At 64.6% G+C, this 17,785-nt stretch carries 16 protein-coding genes and 2 rRNA genes (1 of these 18 only partly in view); 2 read left to right on the top strand and 16 right to left on the bottom strand.

Features of this window, described 5'->3' with window-relative positions; translation table 11 throughout:
• Window position 1: 1 nt before the first annotated feature.
• Window positions 2–688, bottom strand: a complete 687-nt coding sequence (locus tag L1Z78_RS03175; RefSeq protein ID WP_234640108.1) for an HAD family hydrolase — start codon at window positions 686–688, stop codon at window positions 2–4.
• Window positions 689–787: 99 nt separating this feature from the next.
• The gene (locus L1Z78_RS03170; RefSeq protein ID WP_234640107.1) at window positions 788–1,813 is read right to left on the bottom strand and encodes a hypothetical protein; all 1,026 of its coding nucleotides are present in this window, start codon (window positions 1,811–1,813) and stop codon (window positions 788–790) included.
• Between the two features lie 184 nt (window positions 1,814–1,997).
• On the opposite strand from L1Z78_RS03170, the gene L1Z78_RS03165 reads away from it, so the two are divergent.
• On the top strand, window positions 1,998–2,786 hold the full coding sequence (locus L1Z78_RS03165) for a response regulator (RefSeq protein WP_234640106.1): 789 nt from the start codon (window positions 1,998–2,000) through the stop codon (window positions 2,784–2,786).
• On the opposite strand, the gene L1Z78_RS03160 is transcribed toward L1Z78_RS03165, so the two are convergent.
• Window positions 2,705–4,531 carry a hybrid sensor histidine kinase/response regulator gene (locus tag L1Z78_RS03160; protein ID WP_234640105.1) on the bottom strand — a complete coding sequence of 609 codons (1,827 nt, stop codon included), beginning with the start codon at window positions 4,529–4,531 and terminating at the stop codon, window positions 2,705–2,707. The genes L1Z78_RS03165 and L1Z78_RS03160 overlap by 82 nt on opposite strands.
• On the bottom strand, window positions 4,515–4,913 hold the full coding sequence (locus L1Z78_RS03155) for a YchJ family protein (RefSeq protein WP_234640104.1): 399 nt from the start codon (window positions 4,911–4,913) through the stop codon (window positions 4,515–4,517). The genes L1Z78_RS03160 and L1Z78_RS03155 overlap by 17 nt, the downstream gene beginning before the upstream one ends.
• Before the next feature lie 131 nt (window positions 4,914–5,044).
• On the opposite strand from L1Z78_RS03155, the gene L1Z78_RS03150 reads away from it, so the two are divergent.
• Window positions 5,045–5,542, top strand: coding sequence for a DUF421 domain-containing protein (locus L1Z78_RS03150; RefSeq protein ID WP_234640103.1), 498 nt, complete (start codon window positions 5,045–5,047; stop codon window positions 5,540–5,542).
• 3 nt (window positions 5,543–5,545) lie between these two features.
• Here L1Z78_RS03150 and L1Z78_RS03145 read toward each other — a convergent pair whose 3' ends face one another.
• From L1Z78_RS03145 to L1Z78_RS03090, 12 genes are all read right to left on the bottom strand, one after another.
• Window positions 5,546–6,337, bottom strand: a complete 792-nt coding sequence (locus L1Z78_RS03145) for an alpha/beta fold hydrolase (protein ID WP_234640102.1) — start codon at window positions 6,335–6,337, stop codon at window positions 5,546–5,548.
• 145 nt (window positions 6,338–6,482) lie between these two features.
• On the bottom strand, window positions 6,483–7,619 hold the full coding sequence (locus L1Z78_RS03140; RefSeq protein WP_234640101.1) for an acyl-CoA dehydrogenase family protein: 1,137 nt from the start codon (window positions 7,617–7,619) through the stop codon (window positions 6,483–6,485).
• A gap of 49 nt (window positions 7,620–7,668) precedes the next feature.
• Window positions 7,669–8,331: an SDR family oxidoreductase gene (locus tag L1Z78_RS03135; RefSeq protein WP_234640100.1), complete on the bottom strand. Its 663-nt coding sequence runs from the start codon at window positions 8,329–8,331 to the stop codon at window positions 7,669–7,671.
• A 29-nt stretch (window positions 8,332–8,360) separates the two neighbouring features.
• The gene (locus tag L1Z78_RS03130) at window positions 8,361–8,984 is read right to left on the bottom strand and encodes a pyridoxamine 5'-phosphate oxidase family protein (protein ID WP_234640099.1); all 624 of its coding nucleotides are present in this window, start codon (window positions 8,982–8,984) and stop codon (window positions 8,361–8,363) included.
• A 69-nt stretch (window positions 8,985–9,053) separates the two neighbouring features.
• Window positions 9,054–10,235: an acetyl-CoA C-acyltransferase gene (locus L1Z78_RS03125; RefSeq protein ID WP_234640098.1), complete on the bottom strand. Its 1,182-nt coding sequence runs from the start codon at window positions 10,233–10,235 to the stop codon at window positions 9,054–9,056.
• Window positions 10,236–10,280: 45 nt separating this feature from the next.
• A complete protein-coding gene (aceK, locus tag L1Z78_RS03120) occupies window positions 10,281–12,068 on the bottom strand; it encodes a bifunctional isocitrate dehydrogenase kinase/phosphatase (RefSeq protein WP_234640097.1) in 1,788 nt (595 codons plus the stop codon).
• A 36-nt stretch (window positions 12,069–12,104) separates the two neighbouring features.
• Window positions 12,105–12,767 carry a carbonate dehydratase gene (gene can, locus L1Z78_RS03115; protein ID WP_234640096.1) on the bottom strand — a complete coding sequence of 221 codons (663 nt, stop codon included), beginning with the start codon at window positions 12,765–12,767 and terminating at the stop codon, window positions 12,105–12,107.
• A gap of 52 nt (window positions 12,768–12,819) precedes the next feature.
• Window positions 12,820–14,007: an isovaleryl-CoA dehydrogenase gene (locus tag L1Z78_RS03110; RefSeq protein WP_234640095.1), complete on the bottom strand. Its 1,188-nt coding sequence runs from the start codon at window positions 14,005–14,007 to the stop codon at window positions 12,820–12,822.
• A 41-nt stretch (window positions 14,008–14,048) separates the two neighbouring features.
• Complete coding sequence (locus L1Z78_RS03105) at window positions 14,049–14,507, bottom strand: PaaI family thioesterase (protein ID WP_234640094.1); 459 nt, start codon at window positions 14,505–14,507, stop codon at window positions 14,049–14,051.
• Between the two features lie 36 nt (window positions 14,508–14,543).
• The gene (locus L1Z78_RS03100; RefSeq protein WP_234640093.1) at window positions 14,544–14,945 is read right to left on the bottom strand and encodes a MerR family transcriptional regulator; all 402 of its coding nucleotides are present in this window, start codon (window positions 14,943–14,945) and stop codon (window positions 14,544–14,546) included.
• A gap of 255 nt (window positions 14,946–15,200) precedes the next feature.
• Window positions 15,201–15,313, bottom strand: a 5S ribosomal RNA gene (gene rrf, locus L1Z78_RS03095).
• A gap of 127 nt (window positions 15,314–15,440) precedes the next feature.
• Window positions 15,441–17,785 (bottom strand): 23S ribosomal RNA (locus L1Z78_RS03090); it runs 531 nt beyond the window's last position.

The raw sequence follows: 17,785 nt of genomic DNA, 5'->3' as shown, positions 1-17,785 counted from the left end.
ATCAGTCCTGTGCCCGGCCGATGGCCCGCAGCATGCCGGGCAGCCCGCCCATGTCGCCAAACACGCAGCTGGCACCGGCTTCGAGCAGTTGCTCGGCCGAGGCATGGCCCTGGTCCGCGGGAAAGTAGCCCCAGACCGTGGCGCCCGCGGCCACGCCGGCCGTGACGCCGGTCACGGTGTCCTCGATGACCAGGCAGTTGCCGGGCTCCACACCCAGGGCCGCGGCGGCGGCCAGGTAGACATCGGGGAAAGGCTTGCTGCGCGGCAGCTCGTGGCCGCTGAAGACCCGGCCTTCGAAATACGGCGCCATGCCGGCCTGGGCCAGTTGCATCTCGACCTTGGCGCGGTCGGCACCGGAGGCGCAGGCGATGCGCCCGTTGCACAGCGCGTGGGATTCGCTGACGGCGGCCAGCGCGCCATCGATGGCCACCAGCTCGGCGCGTAGCGCGGCATTGCGGCGTTCGTAGAAGGAGGCCATCCATGCGTCGGTCAGCGGCCTGCCGGTGCGTGCCTCGATCAGCGCCGCCTGGCTGCGCACGGTCTTGCCGATGAACTCGCGCAGGCATTCCTCGGTGGAGATGGGCCAGCCCGATTCATTGAGCATGGTGCATAGCACGCGGTTGGTGATGGATTCGCTGTCGACGAGCACGCCGTCGCAGTCGAAGAGCACGGCCTCGAAAGCAGTCATGGGATAGGTTCTCTGTACAAACTGCACAAGGGCGCCCGAAGGCGCCCCTGCTGCACAATGGGCCGGATTATGCGCCGCCCGCGCAACCCTGCGCTGTGCTCAGGGGAAGGAGGCACCGGCCAGCGGATGCACCATGCGCTTGACGTTGCGCACCGAGATCGCGTGGAACTGGCCGTCGTCGGTGACCACGTCGCCGAAGGCGAAGAAGCCTTCGGCCGCATTGCGGTTGAACTGGGCCAGGCGCTGCGCGAGGCTGGCGCTGCTGGAGACCGGCTCGACACGGTACTCGATGGCGCCCTGCTGGTCCCCGCTCTTTTCATACAGCTGCACGCCCTCGGTGTTGCCGCGCAGCACCAGGGCACCGCGCAGCAGGTGGCCCTTGGCGCCCATTTCATCGAGGCGCTGCTTCAAGGCCGCGCCGCTGGCCATGCCGAAGGGCGCGGCCAGCGCGAACACCGCGTACTCGAAGGCCGGGGCCCTGGAGTCCTTGACGTAGAGGTTGAACATGTCGTTGCCCGAGACCAGCGGACCCGTGTAGCGAAAGCCCCGGCCGCTCATCTCGGCCAGTTGCTGCGTGAAGCCCGTCGTGTCCAGCGCGCCCACGGCAGGGCGCGTTTCGTAGCTGTAGGTGGAGCCCGCGGTGGCACTGCGCACATAGAGGTTGCGCAGTTCCTGCGTGCTGTCCGGGAACGCCATGCCCGACTTGTACAGATAGCCTTGTGCGCCCTGCTGGTTGAGTTGCGCCACCAGGGCCGAGACACCGGCCACGTCGCCCACCATGCGGTAGTCCAGGCGGACTCCGGCATGGGCCGTGTCGCTGACGTAGAAGTCACCCATGGGAGCGGGGAAGCTGGCACCGCCCGAAGCCAGCGTATAGGTGAAGGCATAGCCTTGCGCACCCAGCGCATTCATGGCGGACAGGGCCGCATCGAAGCTCCCGGCCGCCGTCTCCATGCGGTACTGGCCGGTCACCGGGGTTGGCGTGCCACCGCCGGGGTTGCCGGGAGTGCCCGGATCGCCGCCACCCGGCTCACCCCCGCCACCACCTCCGCCTCCGCCGCAAGCGGCCAGGCTTCCCAAAAGCAGCAACGCCGCACTGCGGCGCGTCAGCTGAACCATCGTCATGACTATCTCCCCTTCCTGTTGCATGCCTGCCCGTTCCGTCGCGGAATCTCTGGGCAACGGCGGCGATTGTGGGCAGGGTGCCCACATCTGGTTACCCCCCGGCCGGGGGGTAATCGTTACGATGTGCGCGAGGTGTATCCGGGCGCTGCCGGCGCTTTCCCTGTTCCGATACGCCGCGCGGACAATGCACAGCCACGTTCTTCTGACCGAATCCTCCTGCCTCCAGCCCGGACCCTACGCCCTGGTGGTCGATGACCACCCGCTGACCGCCATGGGTGTGTCCCAGTTCCTGAAACAATTCGGCATGGCCGAGGTCCACACCGTGGCCGATGCGGCCGAGGCCAGGCAATGCCTTGCCGCCAAGGGAGCGCCGCGTCTGGCCGTCGTGGATTTCTGGCTGGCCGATGCTGCGGGGACCGAGGTGGTGCAGGACATCCGCGCGCGCGCCCCGGGTTGCTGCGTGCTCATGACCAGTGGCGATCCGCATGGCGCCGTCGCCCTCAAGGCGCGTGCGGCCGGTGCCGACGGCTTTGTCCTCAAGGCCCGGCCACCCCAGGTGCTGGAGCAGGCGCTGGCCAGCCTGCTGCGTGGCGAGCCCTGGTTCGACAGCGCCGCACTGGCACCCCAGCCCCCTGGCGGCACCCATGCCATCCGCATGACGGCGGCGGAGCTGGGCCTCACGCCCCGCCAGGCCCAGGTGCTGGACCTGGTGCTGCGCGGCCTGCCCAACCCTCGCATCGCCCAGCTGCTGCACCTGTCCCCGCACACCGTCAAGGAGCATGTGGCGGGCGCGTTGCAGCGCCTGGGCGTGAAAAGCCGCATCGATGCCATCACGCGCATGCAGGGCATCGCGCTGGAGCTGTCACCCTGCGTGCCTGCGACGGATACGGTTCAGCCTCCCGCCCCGGACAGGCTGCGCTGCAGCACGGCCAGCAGCGCCTGCGGCGCCACGGGTTTGCGCAACAGCAGGTAGCCCAGCTCCTGGGCCTGCTCCAGCAGCGCGGGCGATGGCTCTGCGCTGAGCAGGGCTCCTGCGGCCCGCGGTGCCTTCGCCAGCGCGGACTGCAGCAGCACGAAGCCGTCTTCACCACCGGCCAGCCGGTGGCCGCAGAGCATGAAGTCCGGATGCCGGCCCGCCCGCTGCCAGGCGTCGACCTGACGGCCCGAGTCGGCCACCTCCACCTGCAGGCCCCAATCGCGCAGCAGGCCGGCCAGGGCCTGCGCCGCCGGCGCATCGCCATCGACCACCCAGCAAAGGCCTTGCAGTGCGGGACGTTGCGGCTCCGCGCCAGCCACCCGTGCCGGGGTCGGTTCGTGCCGCACATTGAGGCTGGGCGGCAGCTGCAACCAGAAGCAGGAACCCCGCCCCGGCGTGGACAGCAAGCCATGCTCCAGCCCCATGCGCCGGGCCGCGGCAGCCACGACGGCCAGGCCCAGGCCCTGGCTCGTCACGCCAGGCGGCGCGCCGCGCCGGGCCTCCCACCCCGTACGGGCGCGAAAGTGGGGGGCGAACACATGGGGCCGGTCCTCGGCGGCAATGCCCAGTCCAGTATCCCAGACCTCGATGCGCCAGCCGCCCGCGCGCACGCGGGCAGCAAGCAACACGCCGCCCTGCGGGGTATAGCGCAGGGCGTTGTGCAGCAGGTTGAACACCATCTGCCGCATCAATGCCTCATCGACGCGCACATGGCTTGCCATGCCACGGGCCACGCGCCAGCGCAGCGCCAGCCCGCGCTGGCCGGCCTCCGCCGCGAAGAGCCGGGCCGCATCGCCCAGCAGGATGCCCAGGTCCACCACCTGCATGCGCAACTCCCAGCCCCCGCTTTCCAGGCGGGAGAGGTCCAGCAGGTCGTTGCACATGGTGCCCAGGGAGTGGGCGCAGGCCTGGGCATCGTCGAGCACGCGGGCCAGCGCACCGTCGGCATTGCGCTGGCGGGCGGTCTCCACCAGCAGGCCCAGGGCGTGCAGCGGCTGGCGCAGGTCATGGCTGGCAGCCGCCAGGAAGCGGCTCTTGGCCTCCAGCGCCTGCTCGGCCTGTTCCTTGGCCGCGAGATAGCGCTCGGCCAGCAACTGGCGTTCGCGCTCCTGGGTCCATTGCTGGAGCATGAGCTGGCGCGCCCCCCACGCATGGCGCACGATGATGGCGCCATAGAGCATCAGCAGCGCCAGCAGGTAGGGCCCCCTGTGCGGGAAGTACCAGGCCACGGCCAGCAGCATGGCGCCGAACAGCACCGCGAAGAATCGCCAGAACAAGGCCGCGGCCGGGGCCAGGAACATGGCGGCGGAAGCCACCACCGCGCAGAGCACGAGATAGATGAACAGGCGCAGCTCATGGTCACCCGCGTGGGTGAGCGGGATGACCAGCGCCCAGGCGCCTGCATTGAGCAGGGCCATGCGGCCCATCATCCGTTCCCAGAGCGCCAGCTGCACGTACAGCTGCGATGGCACCGGCACCGCCGTGCACAGGTCCCGTCGCAGCCGGCGCCGCAGCACCACGAAAACGCAGGCGATGAGCGCCATGCCCAGCCACCACAGCAGCAACGGCACCTGGAACACGCCCGTTTCCCGCCGCTGCAGCCAGACCAAGACACCGGGAATGACGAGGGCCGCCACCTCGGACGAGCCACGCGATGCGATGGACAGCAGCAGCCGCTGGCGCTGCTGGAGCCGCCACAGCGGACCGCCGCTGCCGCCCTGCGGCTCAGAACTGATCGCCATCCAGATAGGACCAGCGCCCGCCTTCGAAAATGAAACGGCTGCGCTCGTGCAGGCGCACGGCGCGCCCGGCGATACGGTAGCGCGCGATGAACTCCACCTCGGCACGGCCTTCACCCGTCTCGCGGAAGTCCTTGACGGTGAGGCCCAGCCATTTGGCCCCTGGCTCGAACTCCAGCGCAGCCGGCCGGTGGCCTGGATGCCAGGTGGCCAGCAGATAGGGCGCATCCTCGCACACGAAGGCGCTGTAGCGCGAGCGCATCAGCGCCTCGGCATCGGGGGCGGGACAGTCGTCGAAATGGCCCAGGAAGCGACCGCAGCAGGCCTCGAAGGCCAGGCCTCGGCCCTTGGCATCCTGGCGACCGCAGGGGCAGACACCGCTCATGGCGGCATTCCCGGCGACGGAACGGTGATGGAGCATGTCAGTCGCGGCCGCTTTGGAGCGACCGGGTTCTTGATGGAGGACAGGCGGGCCATGATACTGACCCCAGGCCTGCCGGCCTGTAAGGAGAGGCCATGTTTTCCATGTCGGTCCCGTGGTGGGAGTTCGTGCTGCGCGGCGTCGCCGTCTATCTGTTCCTGCTGGTATTCCTGCGGCTGACGGGTCGGCGCCAGACAGGCCAGTACGCGCCCTTCGACCTGGTACTGCTGCTCATCCTGTCGAATGCCGTGCAGAACTCCATGAATGCCGGCGACAACTCGCTGATCGGCGGCATGGTGTCGGCGTCCACGCTGATCCTGTGCCACTGGCTGCTGTCCTGGCTGAGCTTCCGCTTTCCCATGCTGGAGCGGCTCATCGACGGCAAGGCACAGGCCCTGATCTCCGACGGCCACCTGAACAAGGACCTGATGCGCCGCGAGCGCCTCACGCGCGACGATATCGAGGCCGCGCTGCGTGCAGGCGGTTGCCTGCACCTGCGCGAGGTGGAGCGCGCCACGCTGGAGACCGACGGCAGCATCACCATCGTGCTGCGCCGCCGCGACAGCGACAACGAGGGCGATCCGCCAGTGTGAGCCTCAGTCGAGCTGGGACAGGAAGCGCTCGATGGCCAGGTTCACCGGCTCGGGATGGGTCAGGTTGGCCGCGTGGCCAGCCCCCGGCACTTCCACCCATTGCGCATGGGGCAGGCCCTGGGCCATGGCACGCGCACGGTCGGGCGTGATGGCGACGTCCTGCGCGCCATGGATGACCAGGGCCGGCACCTGGATGCCGGGCAGGCGCGGGCTGATGTCATCGCGCTGGGCCAGCGCCAGGAAGCTCTGGCCCAGGTTGATGGGGGTTGCCTTTTTCCACCGGGCGCGCCAGGCCGCGGCGCCACTCCAGCCCTGACCCAGGATGGTGTGCTCCACGGTGGCTGCCATGTCGTCGCTGAGGCCGTGCTCCATCCAGGCCCTCAGCAGGGCCTCGTGGTGGGGCATCTGTTCGGGGTCCTCGAGCATGGCCTGGGTGTCGATCAGCACCAGCGCGCGCACCACTTGCGGGTGGATGAGCGCACAGCGTAGCGAGAGATAGCCCCCCTGCGACATGCCCACCAGCACGGCGCGCTCCACGCCCAGGTGGGCCAGCAATGCAGCCAGATCGTCCGCCGAGTCGTAGTAGTCGAAGGGGGCGCAATGCACGGGATCCGCCGTCTGGCCATGGCCACGCTCGTCCCAGCTGATGCAGCGAAAGCGCCCCTGCAATGCCTGGACCTGGGGCGCGAACATGGTGTGGTCCATGAGCAGCCCATGCGAGAACACCAGCGCCGGGCCACGCCCTCCGGTGTCCTCGTAATACAGGTTCTGGCCGTTGACGGAAGCAAAGGGCATGTCGGGATCTCCTGCAAAGGTGGTCACAAACCTGCCGCCCCCCGGGTGCCTGCCTCTGCCGGGCAACGGGGAGCAGCCATGCTCCATGCTAAGCCCTGCAGGTGACAGGACCATCCGGCGCGACCCGCAGGGCCCCGGTGTGGAATCAGGCGAGGGCCCGCTGGATGAGGATTTTCTGCACGTCGCTCGTGCCCTCATAGATCTGGCAGACGCGTACGTCGCGGTAGATGCGCTCCACGGGGAAGTCGCTGACCACGCCATAGCCGCCCAGGGTCTGGATGGCGGCGCTGCATACCCGTTCGGCCATCTCGCTGGCGAACAGCTTGGCCATGGCCGCCTCCTTCAGGCAAGGCCGGCCGGCATCGCGCAGGCTGGCCGCATGCCAGATCAGCTGGCGAGCGGCCTCGATCTGCGTGGCACAGTCGGCCAGGCGAAAGCCCACGGCCTGGTGGTTGAAGATGGGCTGACCGAAGCTCTCGCGCTCCTTGGCGTACTGCAGCGCGCACTCGAAGGCGGCACGCGCCATGCCCACGCTTTGCGCCGCGATGCCGATGCGCCCGCCCTCCAGCGCCGACAGCGCGATCTTGTAGCCTTCGCCCTCGGCCCCGATCCGGTTGGCGGCCGGGATGCGGCAGTCCTCGAACTGTATCTGTGCCGTGTCCGAGCTGTGCTGGCCCAGCTTGTCCTCCAGGCGCAACACCTGGTAGCCGGGCGCGGAGGTGGGCACGATGAAGGCGCTCATGCCCTTCTTGCCGGCGGCCTTGTCGGTGACGGCGATGACGATGGCCACGTCGCCGTTCTTGCCGCTGGTGATGAATTGCTTGACGCCGTTGATGACGTAGCCATCGCCGTCGCGATCGCGTGTCGCCGTGGTGCGCAGCGCGGAGGCGTCCGAGCCCACATGCGGCTCGGTCAGGCAGAAGGCACCCAGCATCTGGCCGCGCGCCAGCGGCGCCAGCCATTGCTGCTTCTGCGCCTCGCTGCCGTAGCGCATGAGGATGGCGTTGACGGGGCAGTTGGTGACGCTGATGACGGTGCTGGTGCCGCCGTCGCCGGCCGCGATCTCCTCCAGCACCAGGGCCAGGCTCAGGTAGTCCAGGCCTGCGCCGCCGTATTCCTCCGGCACGCAGATGCCGTAGGCGCCCAGCGCGGCCAGGCCCTGGTGCACGTTCCTGGGAAAGTGGTGCTCCTTGTCCCAGCGCGCGGCATGGGGGGTGATCTCGGTGCGCACGAAGTCGCGCACCGCGTCGCGGATCATTTCCTGGTCTGCGTTGAGCAGCATGTGTCTGTCTCCTGTCTTTTCTGTCGTTGTCTCTGTTGTCTTGTGCGGACTACCAGTCCATGCGCTGCCCGTCGTGCCGCAGCATGCGCCCCCTGTCGGCCGCAGTGACGCCGGCCAGCGTCCGGATCAGGCCCTGCACGCTTTGCTCCACGGTGAAGGTGGCATGCGCGCCGCCCATGTCGGTCTGCACCCAGCCCGGGTCCAGCGCCACCACGGCAGCACCCGGCCACTGCGGCTGGGCACTGACCACGACCATGTTGAGCGCCGCCTTGCTGACGCGGTAGAGCCAGGCGTCGGACTCGGCCCCGGCCAGCAGCGACATCTCGCTGGAGAACAGGCCGAAGACGCCGCCCGCGGCCTCCACCAGCGGCGCCACCTGGGGCAGCACCTGCATGGCGCCCAGCACATTGGTGTGCATGACGCGGTCGAACTGCTCGCGCGTGGGCGGCGTCGCCGCGCCATGCGCGTCCCAGAGGCCGGCCACGTACAGCGCCAGCGCGATCTTCTCGCCATCCAGTTGCCAGGCCAGGCCACTGACGCTGGCCGGATCGGCCACATCGACTTGCAGCACCTCGGCACCCGTGGCCTGCACGCGCTCGCGGTCGGCCGCGCTGCGCACCGTGGCGACCACGCGCCGGCCCTGAGCCACATAGGCCTGCGTCAATGCCAGACCCAGACCGCGCGAGGCCCCCATCACCAGTGTCAACGCCATGCCTGCATCCCTTCGTGTGGTGTTTGCGATCAGCGGCCCTGCTCGCCGGCGATCTGCTGCTCATAGCGCTGGACCATGGCCTCCTGCGTCTCCGTGGGAGCCGGCAGGCCGATCTGCTGGTGGATCATCTGGTTCATCGAGGGCATGACGTTGCGCGGCACCAGGGACTCCTGCTTCCAGAGCCGCGCACGCATCAGTGCCTTGCCGCAGTGCAGGTAGGCTTCATGCACCTGTATCTCGATGACGATCCTGGGCCGAAAACCCTCACTGGCGAACAGCGCCGTGTAGTGGGCCTCTTCGCGCAGCCTGGCCACGCCGTTGACGCGCAGCGTCTCGTCGAAGCCCGGCACCATGAACAGCAGGCCGATGCGCGGGTCGGCGATCAGGTTGCTGAAGCTGTCCAGCCGGTTGTTGCCACCGGAGTCGGGAATCAGCAGCGTCTGGTTGTCGGGCGCCTTGACGAAGCCCGGCTTTCCGCCGCGCGGCGAGGCATCCATCATCGTGCCCGCCGCTCCCCCCGTGGCCACGATGCACAGCGGCGACAGCGCGATGAAGCGCAGGCAATGCCGGTCCAGGTCCACCTGCTGCTTGAGCAGGGCCCTCTCGGCCGGCATCGCATAAAGGCTTCGCAACTGTTCTTCGCTGGTGATCATGGTCGGGATGGCTCCAAATGCAGACAGGAAGGACCGGTGTTCGCATGAAGACCGGCCTCGGCCGCAAGCTTAGACCAGTTCTATCGCCATGGCGGTTCCTTCGCCGCCACCTATGCACAATGTCGCCAGTCCGCGCTTGGCGCCACGCGCCTGCAAGGCATGCAGCAAGGTGACCAGGATGCGCGCACCACTGGCCCCGATGGGGTGGCCCAGCGCGCAGGCGCCACCGTTGACGTTGACCTTGTCACGCGGCACGCCCAGCTCGGCCATCAGCGCCATGGGCACGACGGCGAAGGCTTCGTTGACCTCCCACAGATCCACATCGCCAGCCGTCCAGCCGGCCTTCTTCAGCGCCTTTTGCGTGGCACCGACAGGGGCCGTGGTGAACCACTCGGGCTCCTGGGCATGCGTGGCATGGGCCACGATGCGCGCCAGCGGCTTGCAACCCAGTTCCCTGGCCGTGGATTCGCGCATCAGCACCAGGGCTGCCGCGCCGTCGTTGATGCTGGAGCTGGAAGCGGCCGTGATCGTGCCGTCCTTCTTGAAGGCGGGCTTGAGGCTGGAAATCTTGTCCAGCTTGGCCTTGGCCGGGCCTTCGTCGATGCTGACCGTGACATCGCCCTTGCGCGTGGACACGGTGACGGGCGTGATCTCGGCCTTGAAGGCGCCGCTCTCGGTCGCTGCCTGGGCGCGCTTGACGCTCTCGATGGCGTAGGCATCCTGCTGCTCGCGCGTGAAGTGGTATCTGGCGGCGCAGTCCTCGCCGAAGGTGCCCATGGAGCGGCCAGGCTCGTAGGCATCCTCCAGGCCGTCAAGCATCATGTGGTCATAGACCTTGTCGTGGCCCATGCGGTAGCCGCCGCGGCCCTTCTTGAGCAGGTAGGGCGCATTGGTCATGCTTTCCATGCCACCTGAGACGACCACGTCGCGGCTGCCCGCGACCAGCTGGTCATGGGCCAGGATGGTGGCCTCCATGCCGGCGCCGCACATCTTGGACAGGGTCACGGCGCCCGTGCTGCGCGGCAGCCCGCCCTTGAAGCCGGCCTGGCGTGCGGGCGCCTGGCCCTGGCCCGCCATCAGACAGTTGCCGAACAGCACTTCATCCACCTTTTCGGGAGCGACGCCGGCACGCTCCACGGCCGCCCGGATGGCCGCGCCGCCCAGATCATGGGCCGCGAGGTCGGCGAAGTCGCCCTGGAAGGCACCCATGGGGGTGCGGGCCGCGCCGACGATGACGATGGGGTCTTGCATTGCTCTATCTCCTTGGTTGTCGTGATGGTGAACGGGAAAAACGGGTCAGGCCAGCCAGCGGCTGCGCTCGTAGGGAAAGACATCATGTACGTGCCCTTCTCTGATGCGCTGCTGATGTGCCTGCCAGAAGGCAGGATCCAGCAGGTCCGCATGGTGGCGCATGAACACTTCGCGCACGGCGGGGTTGCCCAGCAGGAAGGGGGCGAAGGTTTCCGGAAAGACATCTCGCGGCCCCACCGGGTACCAGACCTCGCCGCTGAGTTCGTCTTCCTCGTTGCGTGGTGCGGGCACCTGGCGGAAATGGCAGTCGGTCAGGTATTCGATCTCGTCGTAGTCGTAGAACACCACCTTGCCGCCGCGCGTGATGCCGAAGTTCTTCCACAGCATGTCGCCCGGGAAGATATTGGCCGCGACCAGGTCCTTGATGGCATTGCCGTACTCGAGCACGGCGTTCTCCAGCGCCTGGCGCGGCGCCGGCAGGTCCAGGCCCGCGTCGAAGCATTCCTGCAGCAGGATGTTGAGCGGCACCATGCGCCGCTCGATGTAGAGGTGGGAGATGATGACCTCCTGCTGCCCGTCGCCATCGCGGTCGCTGATCTCCACCTGGCTGGGTGCATGCTCCAGGATCTCGGCGATCAGCGCTTCGGAAAAACGCTCGCGCGGAAAGGCCACCAGGCTGTACTCCAGCGTGTCGGCCATGCGCCCCACGCGGTCGTGCTGCTTGACCAGGCGGTACTTGGCCCTGACCTGCTCGCGGGTGATCTCCTTGGGCGCTGCGAAGCGGTCCTTGATCAGTTTGAACACATAGGGGAAGCTGGGCAGGTCGAAGACCAGCATGACCATGCCCTTGATGCCCGGGGCGATGCGGAACTGGTCGCGTGAATGGCGCAGATGGTGCAGGAAATCACGGTAGAACAGTGTCTTGCCCTGCTTGGCCAGGCCCAGGGCGTTGTACAGCTCGGCGCGCGGCTTGCGCGGCATGAGGCTGCGCAGGAACTGCACATAGGCGCTGGGCACATCGGTATCGACCATGAAGTAGGCACGTGCGAAGCTGAACAGGCCATGCAGGTCCTTCTCGCCGAACAGGGCCGCATGCAGCACCAGCTTGCCACCGTCGCCATGCAGGATGGGTACGGCCCAGGACAGCTCGACGAAGCCATTGATGACTTTGCCGACGATGTAGGCACCCTTGTTGCGGAAGAACAGGCTGGACAGCACCTGGATCTGGAAGTTGGCGTACAGGCGCATGGCCTGCAGCTGGGGCTCCAGCCGCTCGACCAGGCGCGCGATGTCACGATCGAGGTCCTCGAACGGGCGCTGCAGCGCGAACTGCTCGACGACCTCACGCAAGGTCTGCGGCAGTGTCTCTCGCGTAGGGTAGAAAGCCAGGTAGGCAGGGCGCGCCGTCGGATCCTGGTTCTCTATGTATTCCGTGCTCACGGCTGGCCGCACGAAGATGAAATCGTTCTGGAAATGCGTGCGGTGCAGGATCTTGGTTGTGACCGAGTTGAAGAAGGTCTCGGCCAGCTCGGGCTGCAGGTGGTTGACCATCAGCCCGATGTAGTGCCGCTTGACTTGCTGCCACAGCGCCATGGGCTGTGCGCCCGCGGAGAATTCCTTCTCGAGCCGGCGCACGCATTCACGCACGCGCAGGTCGTAGAACTCGATGCGCTCGCGCTGGGCACGTTGCTGGCCCAGCCAGTCGGCCGTCTCGAAACGGTGCTTGGCACGGGCGGACTCGGCACGAAACAGGCGGTAGTGGCGGTTGAAGCCATCCATCATCGCCCGCGCAATGTCGTGGGCCAGCAGTGTCTCCTTGGTCGCCATGGACATGGTGCGTATCCGGAGGTTGCCGCCAGCCCTTGCCGTTCAGTCGCGCTCGCGGCTGGCGACACGCTCCACCGCCTGGGCATAGACCTCGGCAAGACCGCCCACCCCCGGCACGGTCATCTGCAGGTCGGTGATCAGGCCGTTCTTGAGGCTGTAGCACCAGCCATGCAGCGTGACCTTCTGACCACGTGCCCAGGCATCCTGCATCACCGTGCTCTGGGCCACGTTGATCACCTGCTCGATGGCATTGAGCTCGCACAGCGCATCATGGCGCCACTGGGGCGAAAGCCCAGCCAGCAGCGCCTGGTGCTTGTCGCGCACATCCTTGACATGGCGAATCCAGTTGTCCGCCAGACCGACACGCACATCTTCCAGCGCGGCCAGCACGCCGCCGCAGCCGTAGTGGCCAACCACCATCAGGTGCTCGACCTTGAGCTGGTCCACAGAGTACTGGATGGTGGACAGGCAGTTCAGGTCGCTGGGCACGACCACGTTGGCCACGTTGCGGTGAACGAACACCTCGCCGGGCTCCAGGCCCGTGATCTGGTTGGCAGGGACGCGGCTGTCGGAACAGCCGATCCACATGTAGCGGGGTTTTTGCTGCGCCATCAGCCCGGTGAAGAAACCGGGCCGGTCACGCTCCATCTGCTGGGCCCATTCGCGGTTGTGGACAAACAGCTCTTCGATGGAGGTTGTGCTCATAAGCAATCCTTTGGTGTAGGTGGAACTCGGGAACGGCGCGGCAGCACGGAAGTCAGCAGGTTTCCGCGAACAGCTCGCGACCGATCAGCATGCGACGGATCTCGCTGGTGCCAGCGCCGATTTCATAGAGTTTCGCATCCCGCCACAGGCGGCCCAGCGGGTACTCGTTGATATACCCATTGCCACCATAGATTTGCACGCCCTCGCCCGCCATCCAGGTCGCCTTCTCGGCGCACCACAGGATCACGCTGGCGCAATCCTTGCGGACCTGGCGGACATGCTCGGTTCCCAGCAGATCGAGGTTTTTGGCGACCGTATAGGCGAAGGAGCGTCCGGCTTGCAGCACGGTGTACATATCTGCCACCTTGCCCTGTATGAGCTGGAACTCGCCGATGCTCTGGCCGAACTGCTTGCGGTCGTGGATGTAGGGCACGACGTTGTCCATCACCGACTGCATGATGCCGAGCGGACCACCGGTCAGCACGGCGCGCTCGTAGTCCAGGCCGCTCATCAGAACCTTGGCGCCATTGTTGACGCCGCCCAGCACATTCTCTGCCGGCACCTCCACGTTCTCGAACACCAGCTCGCCCGTGTGGCTACCGCGCATACCCAGCTTGTCCAGCTTCTGCGCGATCGAGAAGCCCTTCATGCCTTTCTCGATCAGGAAAGCAGTGACGCCACGGGCATTCAACTCTGGCTCGGTCTTGGCATAGACCACCAGGGTATCGGCATCAGGGCCATTGGTGATCCACATCTTGGAGCCGTTGAGGACGTAGTAGCCGCCCTTGTCCTCGGCGCGCAGCTTCATGCTGATCACGTCCGAGCCTGCGCCAGGCTCGCTCATGGCCAGGGCACCCACATGTTCACCACTGATCAGCCTGGGCAGGTACTTCGCCTTCTGCGCCTCGTTGCCGTTGCGGTTGATCTGGTTCACGCACAGGTTGCTGTGCGCGCCATAGGACAGGCCCACCGAGGCGCTGGCGCGCGAGATCTCCTCCATGGCCACCATGTGCGCGAGATAGCCCATGTCAGCGCCACCGTACTGCTCGGACACCGTGATGCCCAGCACGCCCAGTTCGCCGAACTTGCGCCACAGGTCCATGGGGAACTGGTCGTTGCGGTCTATCTCGCCGGCACGCGGCGCTATCTCGGCCTGAGCAAACTCGCGCACCGCATCGCGCAGCGCGTCGATGTCCTCGCCCAGTTGGAAGTTCAGGCCCGGCAGGTTGGAAAGGCTCATCTCGTGTCTCCTGTGAAATTGGTGAAAGAAAATCGCCCGGCTCAATCGGCCAGGTCGCGGCCCTGCACGCACATCAGCGTGCAGCCCATGGTGGCAATCAGCTTTTCGCGGCCTTCGTCGATCGCGTAGGCACGGCCTTCGGTCACGGTGATGGTGCGGCCCGGCTTGAGCACGCGGCCTTCCATGCGAAAGCGCTGACCCTTGGCCGGGGACAGCAGGTTGATCTTGAACTCGATGGTGAGCACGGCAGCATTGGCCGGCATCAGGGTCAGCCCTGCATAGCCGCAGGCGGAATCCAGCGCCGTGGAAACCATGCCGGCATGCAAAAAGCCATGCTGCTGCGTCAGCCCGGGCGCCCAGGCCAGGCAAACATCTACGGCACCGGGCTCCAGCAGGGACAGCTCGGCGCCCAGAGTGTGCATCGCGCCCTGGCGTGCAAAACTGTCTCGCACACGGCGGGCAAAGTCACTGTTGGCAGGTTCCAGGCGGAGCGCGGTCACGGCAAGCCTCATAAATTACGTTTACGTAAACGTCAATTATGAAGCATTTTTCCCTTCCAGGCGTTTCAACAGCGTGCGGGCCTCGGACTCCTGGTCGCGTACCTCGGCCAGATTGGCCTGCAGATCAGCCAGCCGCTCCTCCAGCTGCCGGCGGTGCGCGGCCAGCACCTCCAGGAACTTGCGCAGTTGTGCACCGGTATCCCGGGGGCTGTCGTAGAGATCGATGATTTCCTTGGCCTCGGTCAGCGACAAGCCCAGCCGCTTGGCCCGCAGTGTGAGGCGCAGGCGCGTGCGGTCCCGGGGGCTGTACACGCGGTTGCGCCCGCCAGGGCCGGCACGCTCGGGCTCCAGCAGGCCCATATCCTCATAGAAACGGATGGCCCGGGTCGTGAGATCGAACTCCTTGGCAAGATCACTGATGGTGTAGGTGGTCGACATGGCTGGCGAGTCCGTGCGCATCCACAGCCGGCGGCCATGGGCATGAGACGTTGACGTCAACGTCAATGCTAGCGGAATTGAACGCTGCAATCAGGAACAGGTGCACGCCTGAAGGCAGCCAGGACCAGGCTTGGAGAGAGATGGAAAAGAAGGCGCCAACGCCCTCCTTTTTTCTGGTTTTCCCTTTTTCCTTTTCAAAGGCCCAATGCAAAAAACCCCGTAGCCTTGGGCTACGGGGTTTCTTGGGCTGTAAGAGCCTGACGATGACCTACTTTCACACGGGAACCCGCACTATCATCGGCGCAAAGTCGTTTCACTGTCCTGTTCGGGATGGGAAGGAGTGGTACCAACTTGCTATGGTCATCAGGCATAACTTGTTGTCATGCTGCCCTCGGGGCAACACAACTAATTCATAGAGTCTTCAATCAGCTTTATATTTCGACTGCGTCTTACTTGGCATAACCACCTTGATGATCACTTCGTCATCAAAGTTATAGGGTCAAGCCTCACGAGCAATTAGTACTGGTTAGCTTAACGCATTACTGCGCTTCCACACCCAGCCTATCAACGTCCTGGTCTCGAACGACTCTTCAGGGGGCTCAAGGCCCCGGCAGATCTCATCTTGAAACGAGTTTCCCGCTTAGATGCTTTCAGCGGTTATCTCTTCCACACTTAGCTACTCGGCAATGCCACTGGCGTGACAACCGATACACCAGAGGTGTGTCCACTCCGGTCCTCTCGTACTAGGAGCAGGCTTCCTCAAATCTGCAGCGCCCACGGAAGATAGGGACCAAACTGTCTCACGACGTTTTAAACCCAGCTCACGTACCTCTTTAAATGGCGAACAGCCATACCCTTGGGACCGACTACAGCCCCAGGATGAGATGAGCCGACATCGAGGTGCCAAACACCGCCGTCGATATGAACTCTTGGGCGGTATCAGCCTGTTATCCCCAGAGTACCTTTTATCCGTTGAGCGATGGCCCTTCCATACAGAACCACCGGATCACTATGTCCTGCTTTCGCATCTGCTCGACTTGTCAGTCTCGCAGTTAAGCACGCTTATGCCATTGCACTATCGTCACGATGTCCGACCGTAACTAGCGTACCTTCGAACTCCTCCGTTACGCTTTGGGAGGAGACCGCCCCAGTCAAACTGCCTACCATGCACTGTCCCCGATCCCGATAAGGGACCTGGGTTAGAACCTCAAACGCACCAGGGTGGTATTTCAACGTCGGCTCCATGAGAACTAGCGTCCTCACTTCAAAGCCTCCCACCTATCCTACACAGATCCGTTCAAAATCCAATACAAAGCTACAGTAAAGGTTCATGGGGTCTTTCCGTCTTTCCGCGGGGAGATTGCATCATCACAAACATTTCAACTTCGCTGAGTCTCTGGAGGAGACAGTGTGGCCATCGTTACGCCATTCGTGCAGGTCGGAACTTACCCGACAAGGAATTTCGCTACCTTAGGACCGTTATAGTTACGGCCGCCGTTTACTGGGACTTCAATCAAGAGCTTGCACCCCATCATTTAATCTTCCAGCACCGGGCAGGCGTCACACCCTATACGTCCACTTTCGTGTTTGCAGAGTGCTGTGTTTTTATTAAACAGTCGCAGCCACCGATTTTTTGCAACCGCTTTGGGCTCCCTTTGTACAAGTTCACCTACTTGCGGCATACCTTCTCCCGAAGTTACGGTATCAATTTGCCGAGTTCCTTCTCCAGAGTTCTCTCAAGCGCCTTAGAATACTCATCTCGCGCACCAGTGTCGGTTTGCGGTACGGTCGTGTGTAGCTGAAGCTTAGTGGCTTTTCCTGGAAGCAGGGTATCACTCACTTCGTCTGCAAGCAGACTCGTTATCACCCCTCATCTAAGCCCGGCGGATTTGCCTACCAGGCACGACTACAGGCTTGAACCAACATATCCAACAGTTGGCTGAGCTAACCTTCTCCGTCCCCACATCGCACTACACATCGGTACAGGAATATTGACCTGTTTCCCATCAGCTACGCATCTCTGCCTCGCCTTAGGGGCCGACTCACCCTACGCCGATGAACGTTGCGTAGGAAACCTTGCGCTTACGGCGAGGGGGCTTTTCACCCCCTTTAACGCTACTCATGTCAGCATTCGCACTTCTGATACCTCCAGCACCCGTTACCAGGCACCTTCACAGGCTTACAGAACGCTCTCCTACCACTTGCAATAAATTGCAAATCCGCAGCTTCGGTAACTGGCTTAGCCCCGTTACATCTTCCGCGCAGGACGACTCGATCAGTGAGCTATTACGCTTTCTTTAAATGATGGCTGCTTCTAAGCCAACATCCTGACTGTTTTAGCCTTCCCACTTCGTTTCCCACTTAGCCAATTTTAGGGACCTTAGCTGGCGGTCTGGGTTGTTTCCCTCTTGAGTCCGGACGTTAGCACCCGGTGCTCTGTCTCCCAAGCTGTACTCTGCGGTATTCGGAGTTTGCATAGGTTTGGTAAGTCGCCATGACCCCCTAGCCTAAACAGTGCTCTACCCCCGCAGGTAATACTTGAGGCACTACCTAAATAGTTTTCGGAGAGAACCAGCTATTTCCAAGTTTGTTTAGCCTTTCACCCCTATCCACAGCTCATCCGCTAGTTTTGCAACACTAGTCGGTTCGGACCTCCAGTACCTGTTACGGCACCTTCATCCTGGCCATGGATAGATCACTTGGTTTCGGGTCTACACCCAGCGACTGGACGCCCTGTTCGGACTCGATTTCTCTACGGCTCCCCTATTCGGTTAACCTTGCCACTGAATGTAAGTCGCTGACCCATTATACAAAAGGTACGCAGTCACCCTTGCGGGCTC

The sequence above is a fragment of the Delftia tsuruhatensis genome (assembly GCF_903815225.1).
GTDB classification, from domain to species: domain Bacteria; phylum Pseudomonadota; class Gammaproteobacteria; order Burkholderiales; family Burkholderiaceae_C; genus Comamonas; species Comamonas tsuruhatensis_A.
Note: the sequence above shows the minus strand (reverse complement) of the source record. Positions and strands in the feature narration are given on the sequence as shown.

Excerpts from the sequence above, each read along its gene's own strand:
- L1Z78_RS03175 (WP_234640108.1), bottom strand. The coding sequence starts at position 688 with ATGACTGCTTTCGAGGCCGTGCTCTTCGACTGCGACGGCGTGCTCGTC.
- L1Z78_RS03170 (WP_234640107.1), bottom strand. The coding sequence starts at position 1,813 with ATGACGATGGTTCAGCTGACGCGCCGCAGTGCGGCGTTGCTGCTTTTG.
- L1Z78_RS03165 (WP_234640106.1), top strand. The coding sequence starts at position 1,998 with ATGCACAGCCACGTTCTTCTGACCGAATCCTCCTGCCTCCAGCCCGGA.
- L1Z78_RS03160 (WP_234640105.1), bottom strand. The coding sequence starts at position 4,531 with ATGGCGATCAGTTCTGAGCCGCAGGGCGGCAGCGGCGGTCCGCTGTGG.
- L1Z78_RS03155 (WP_234640104.1), bottom strand. The coding sequence starts at position 4,913 with ATGAGCGGTGTCTGCCCCTGCGGTCGCCAGGATGCCAAGGGCCGAGGC.
- L1Z78_RS03150 (WP_234640103.1), top strand. The coding sequence starts at position 5,045 with ATGTTTTCCATGTCGGTCCCGTGGTGGGAGTTCGTGCTGCGCGGCGTC.
- L1Z78_RS03145 (WP_234640102.1), bottom strand. The coding sequence starts at position 6,337 with ATGCCCTTTGCTTCCGTCAACGGCCAGAACCTGTATTACGAGGACACC.
- L1Z78_RS03140 (WP_234640101.1), bottom strand. The coding sequence starts at position 7,619 with ATGCTGCTCAACGCAGACCAGGAAATGATCCGCGACGCGGTGCGCGAC.
- L1Z78_RS03135 (WP_234640100.1), bottom strand. The coding sequence starts at position 8,331 with ATGGCGTTGACACTGGTGATGGGGGCCTCGCGCGGTCTGGGTCTGGCA.
- L1Z78_RS03130 (WP_234640099.1), bottom strand. The coding sequence starts at position 8,984 with ATGATCACCAGCGAAGAACAGTTGCGAAGCCTTTATGCGATGCCGGCC.
- L1Z78_RS03125 (WP_234640098.1), bottom strand. The coding sequence starts at position 10,235 with ATGCAAGACCCCATCGTCATCGTCGGCGCGGCCCGCACCCCCATGGGT.
- aceK (WP_234640097.1), bottom strand. The coding sequence starts at position 12,068 with ATGTCCATGGCGACCAAGGAGACACTGCTGGCCCACGACATTGCGCGG.
- can (WP_234640096.1), bottom strand. The coding sequence starts at position 12,767 with ATGAGCACAACCTCCATCGAAGAGCTGTTTGTCCACAACCGCGAATGG.
- L1Z78_RS03110 (WP_234640095.1), bottom strand. The coding sequence starts at position 14,007 with ATGAGCCTTTCCAACCTGCCGGGCCTGAACTTCCAACTGGGCGAGGAC.
- L1Z78_RS03100 (WP_234640093.1), bottom strand. The coding sequence starts at position 14,945 with ATGTCGACCACCTACACCATCAGTGATCTTGCCAAGGAGTTCGATCTC.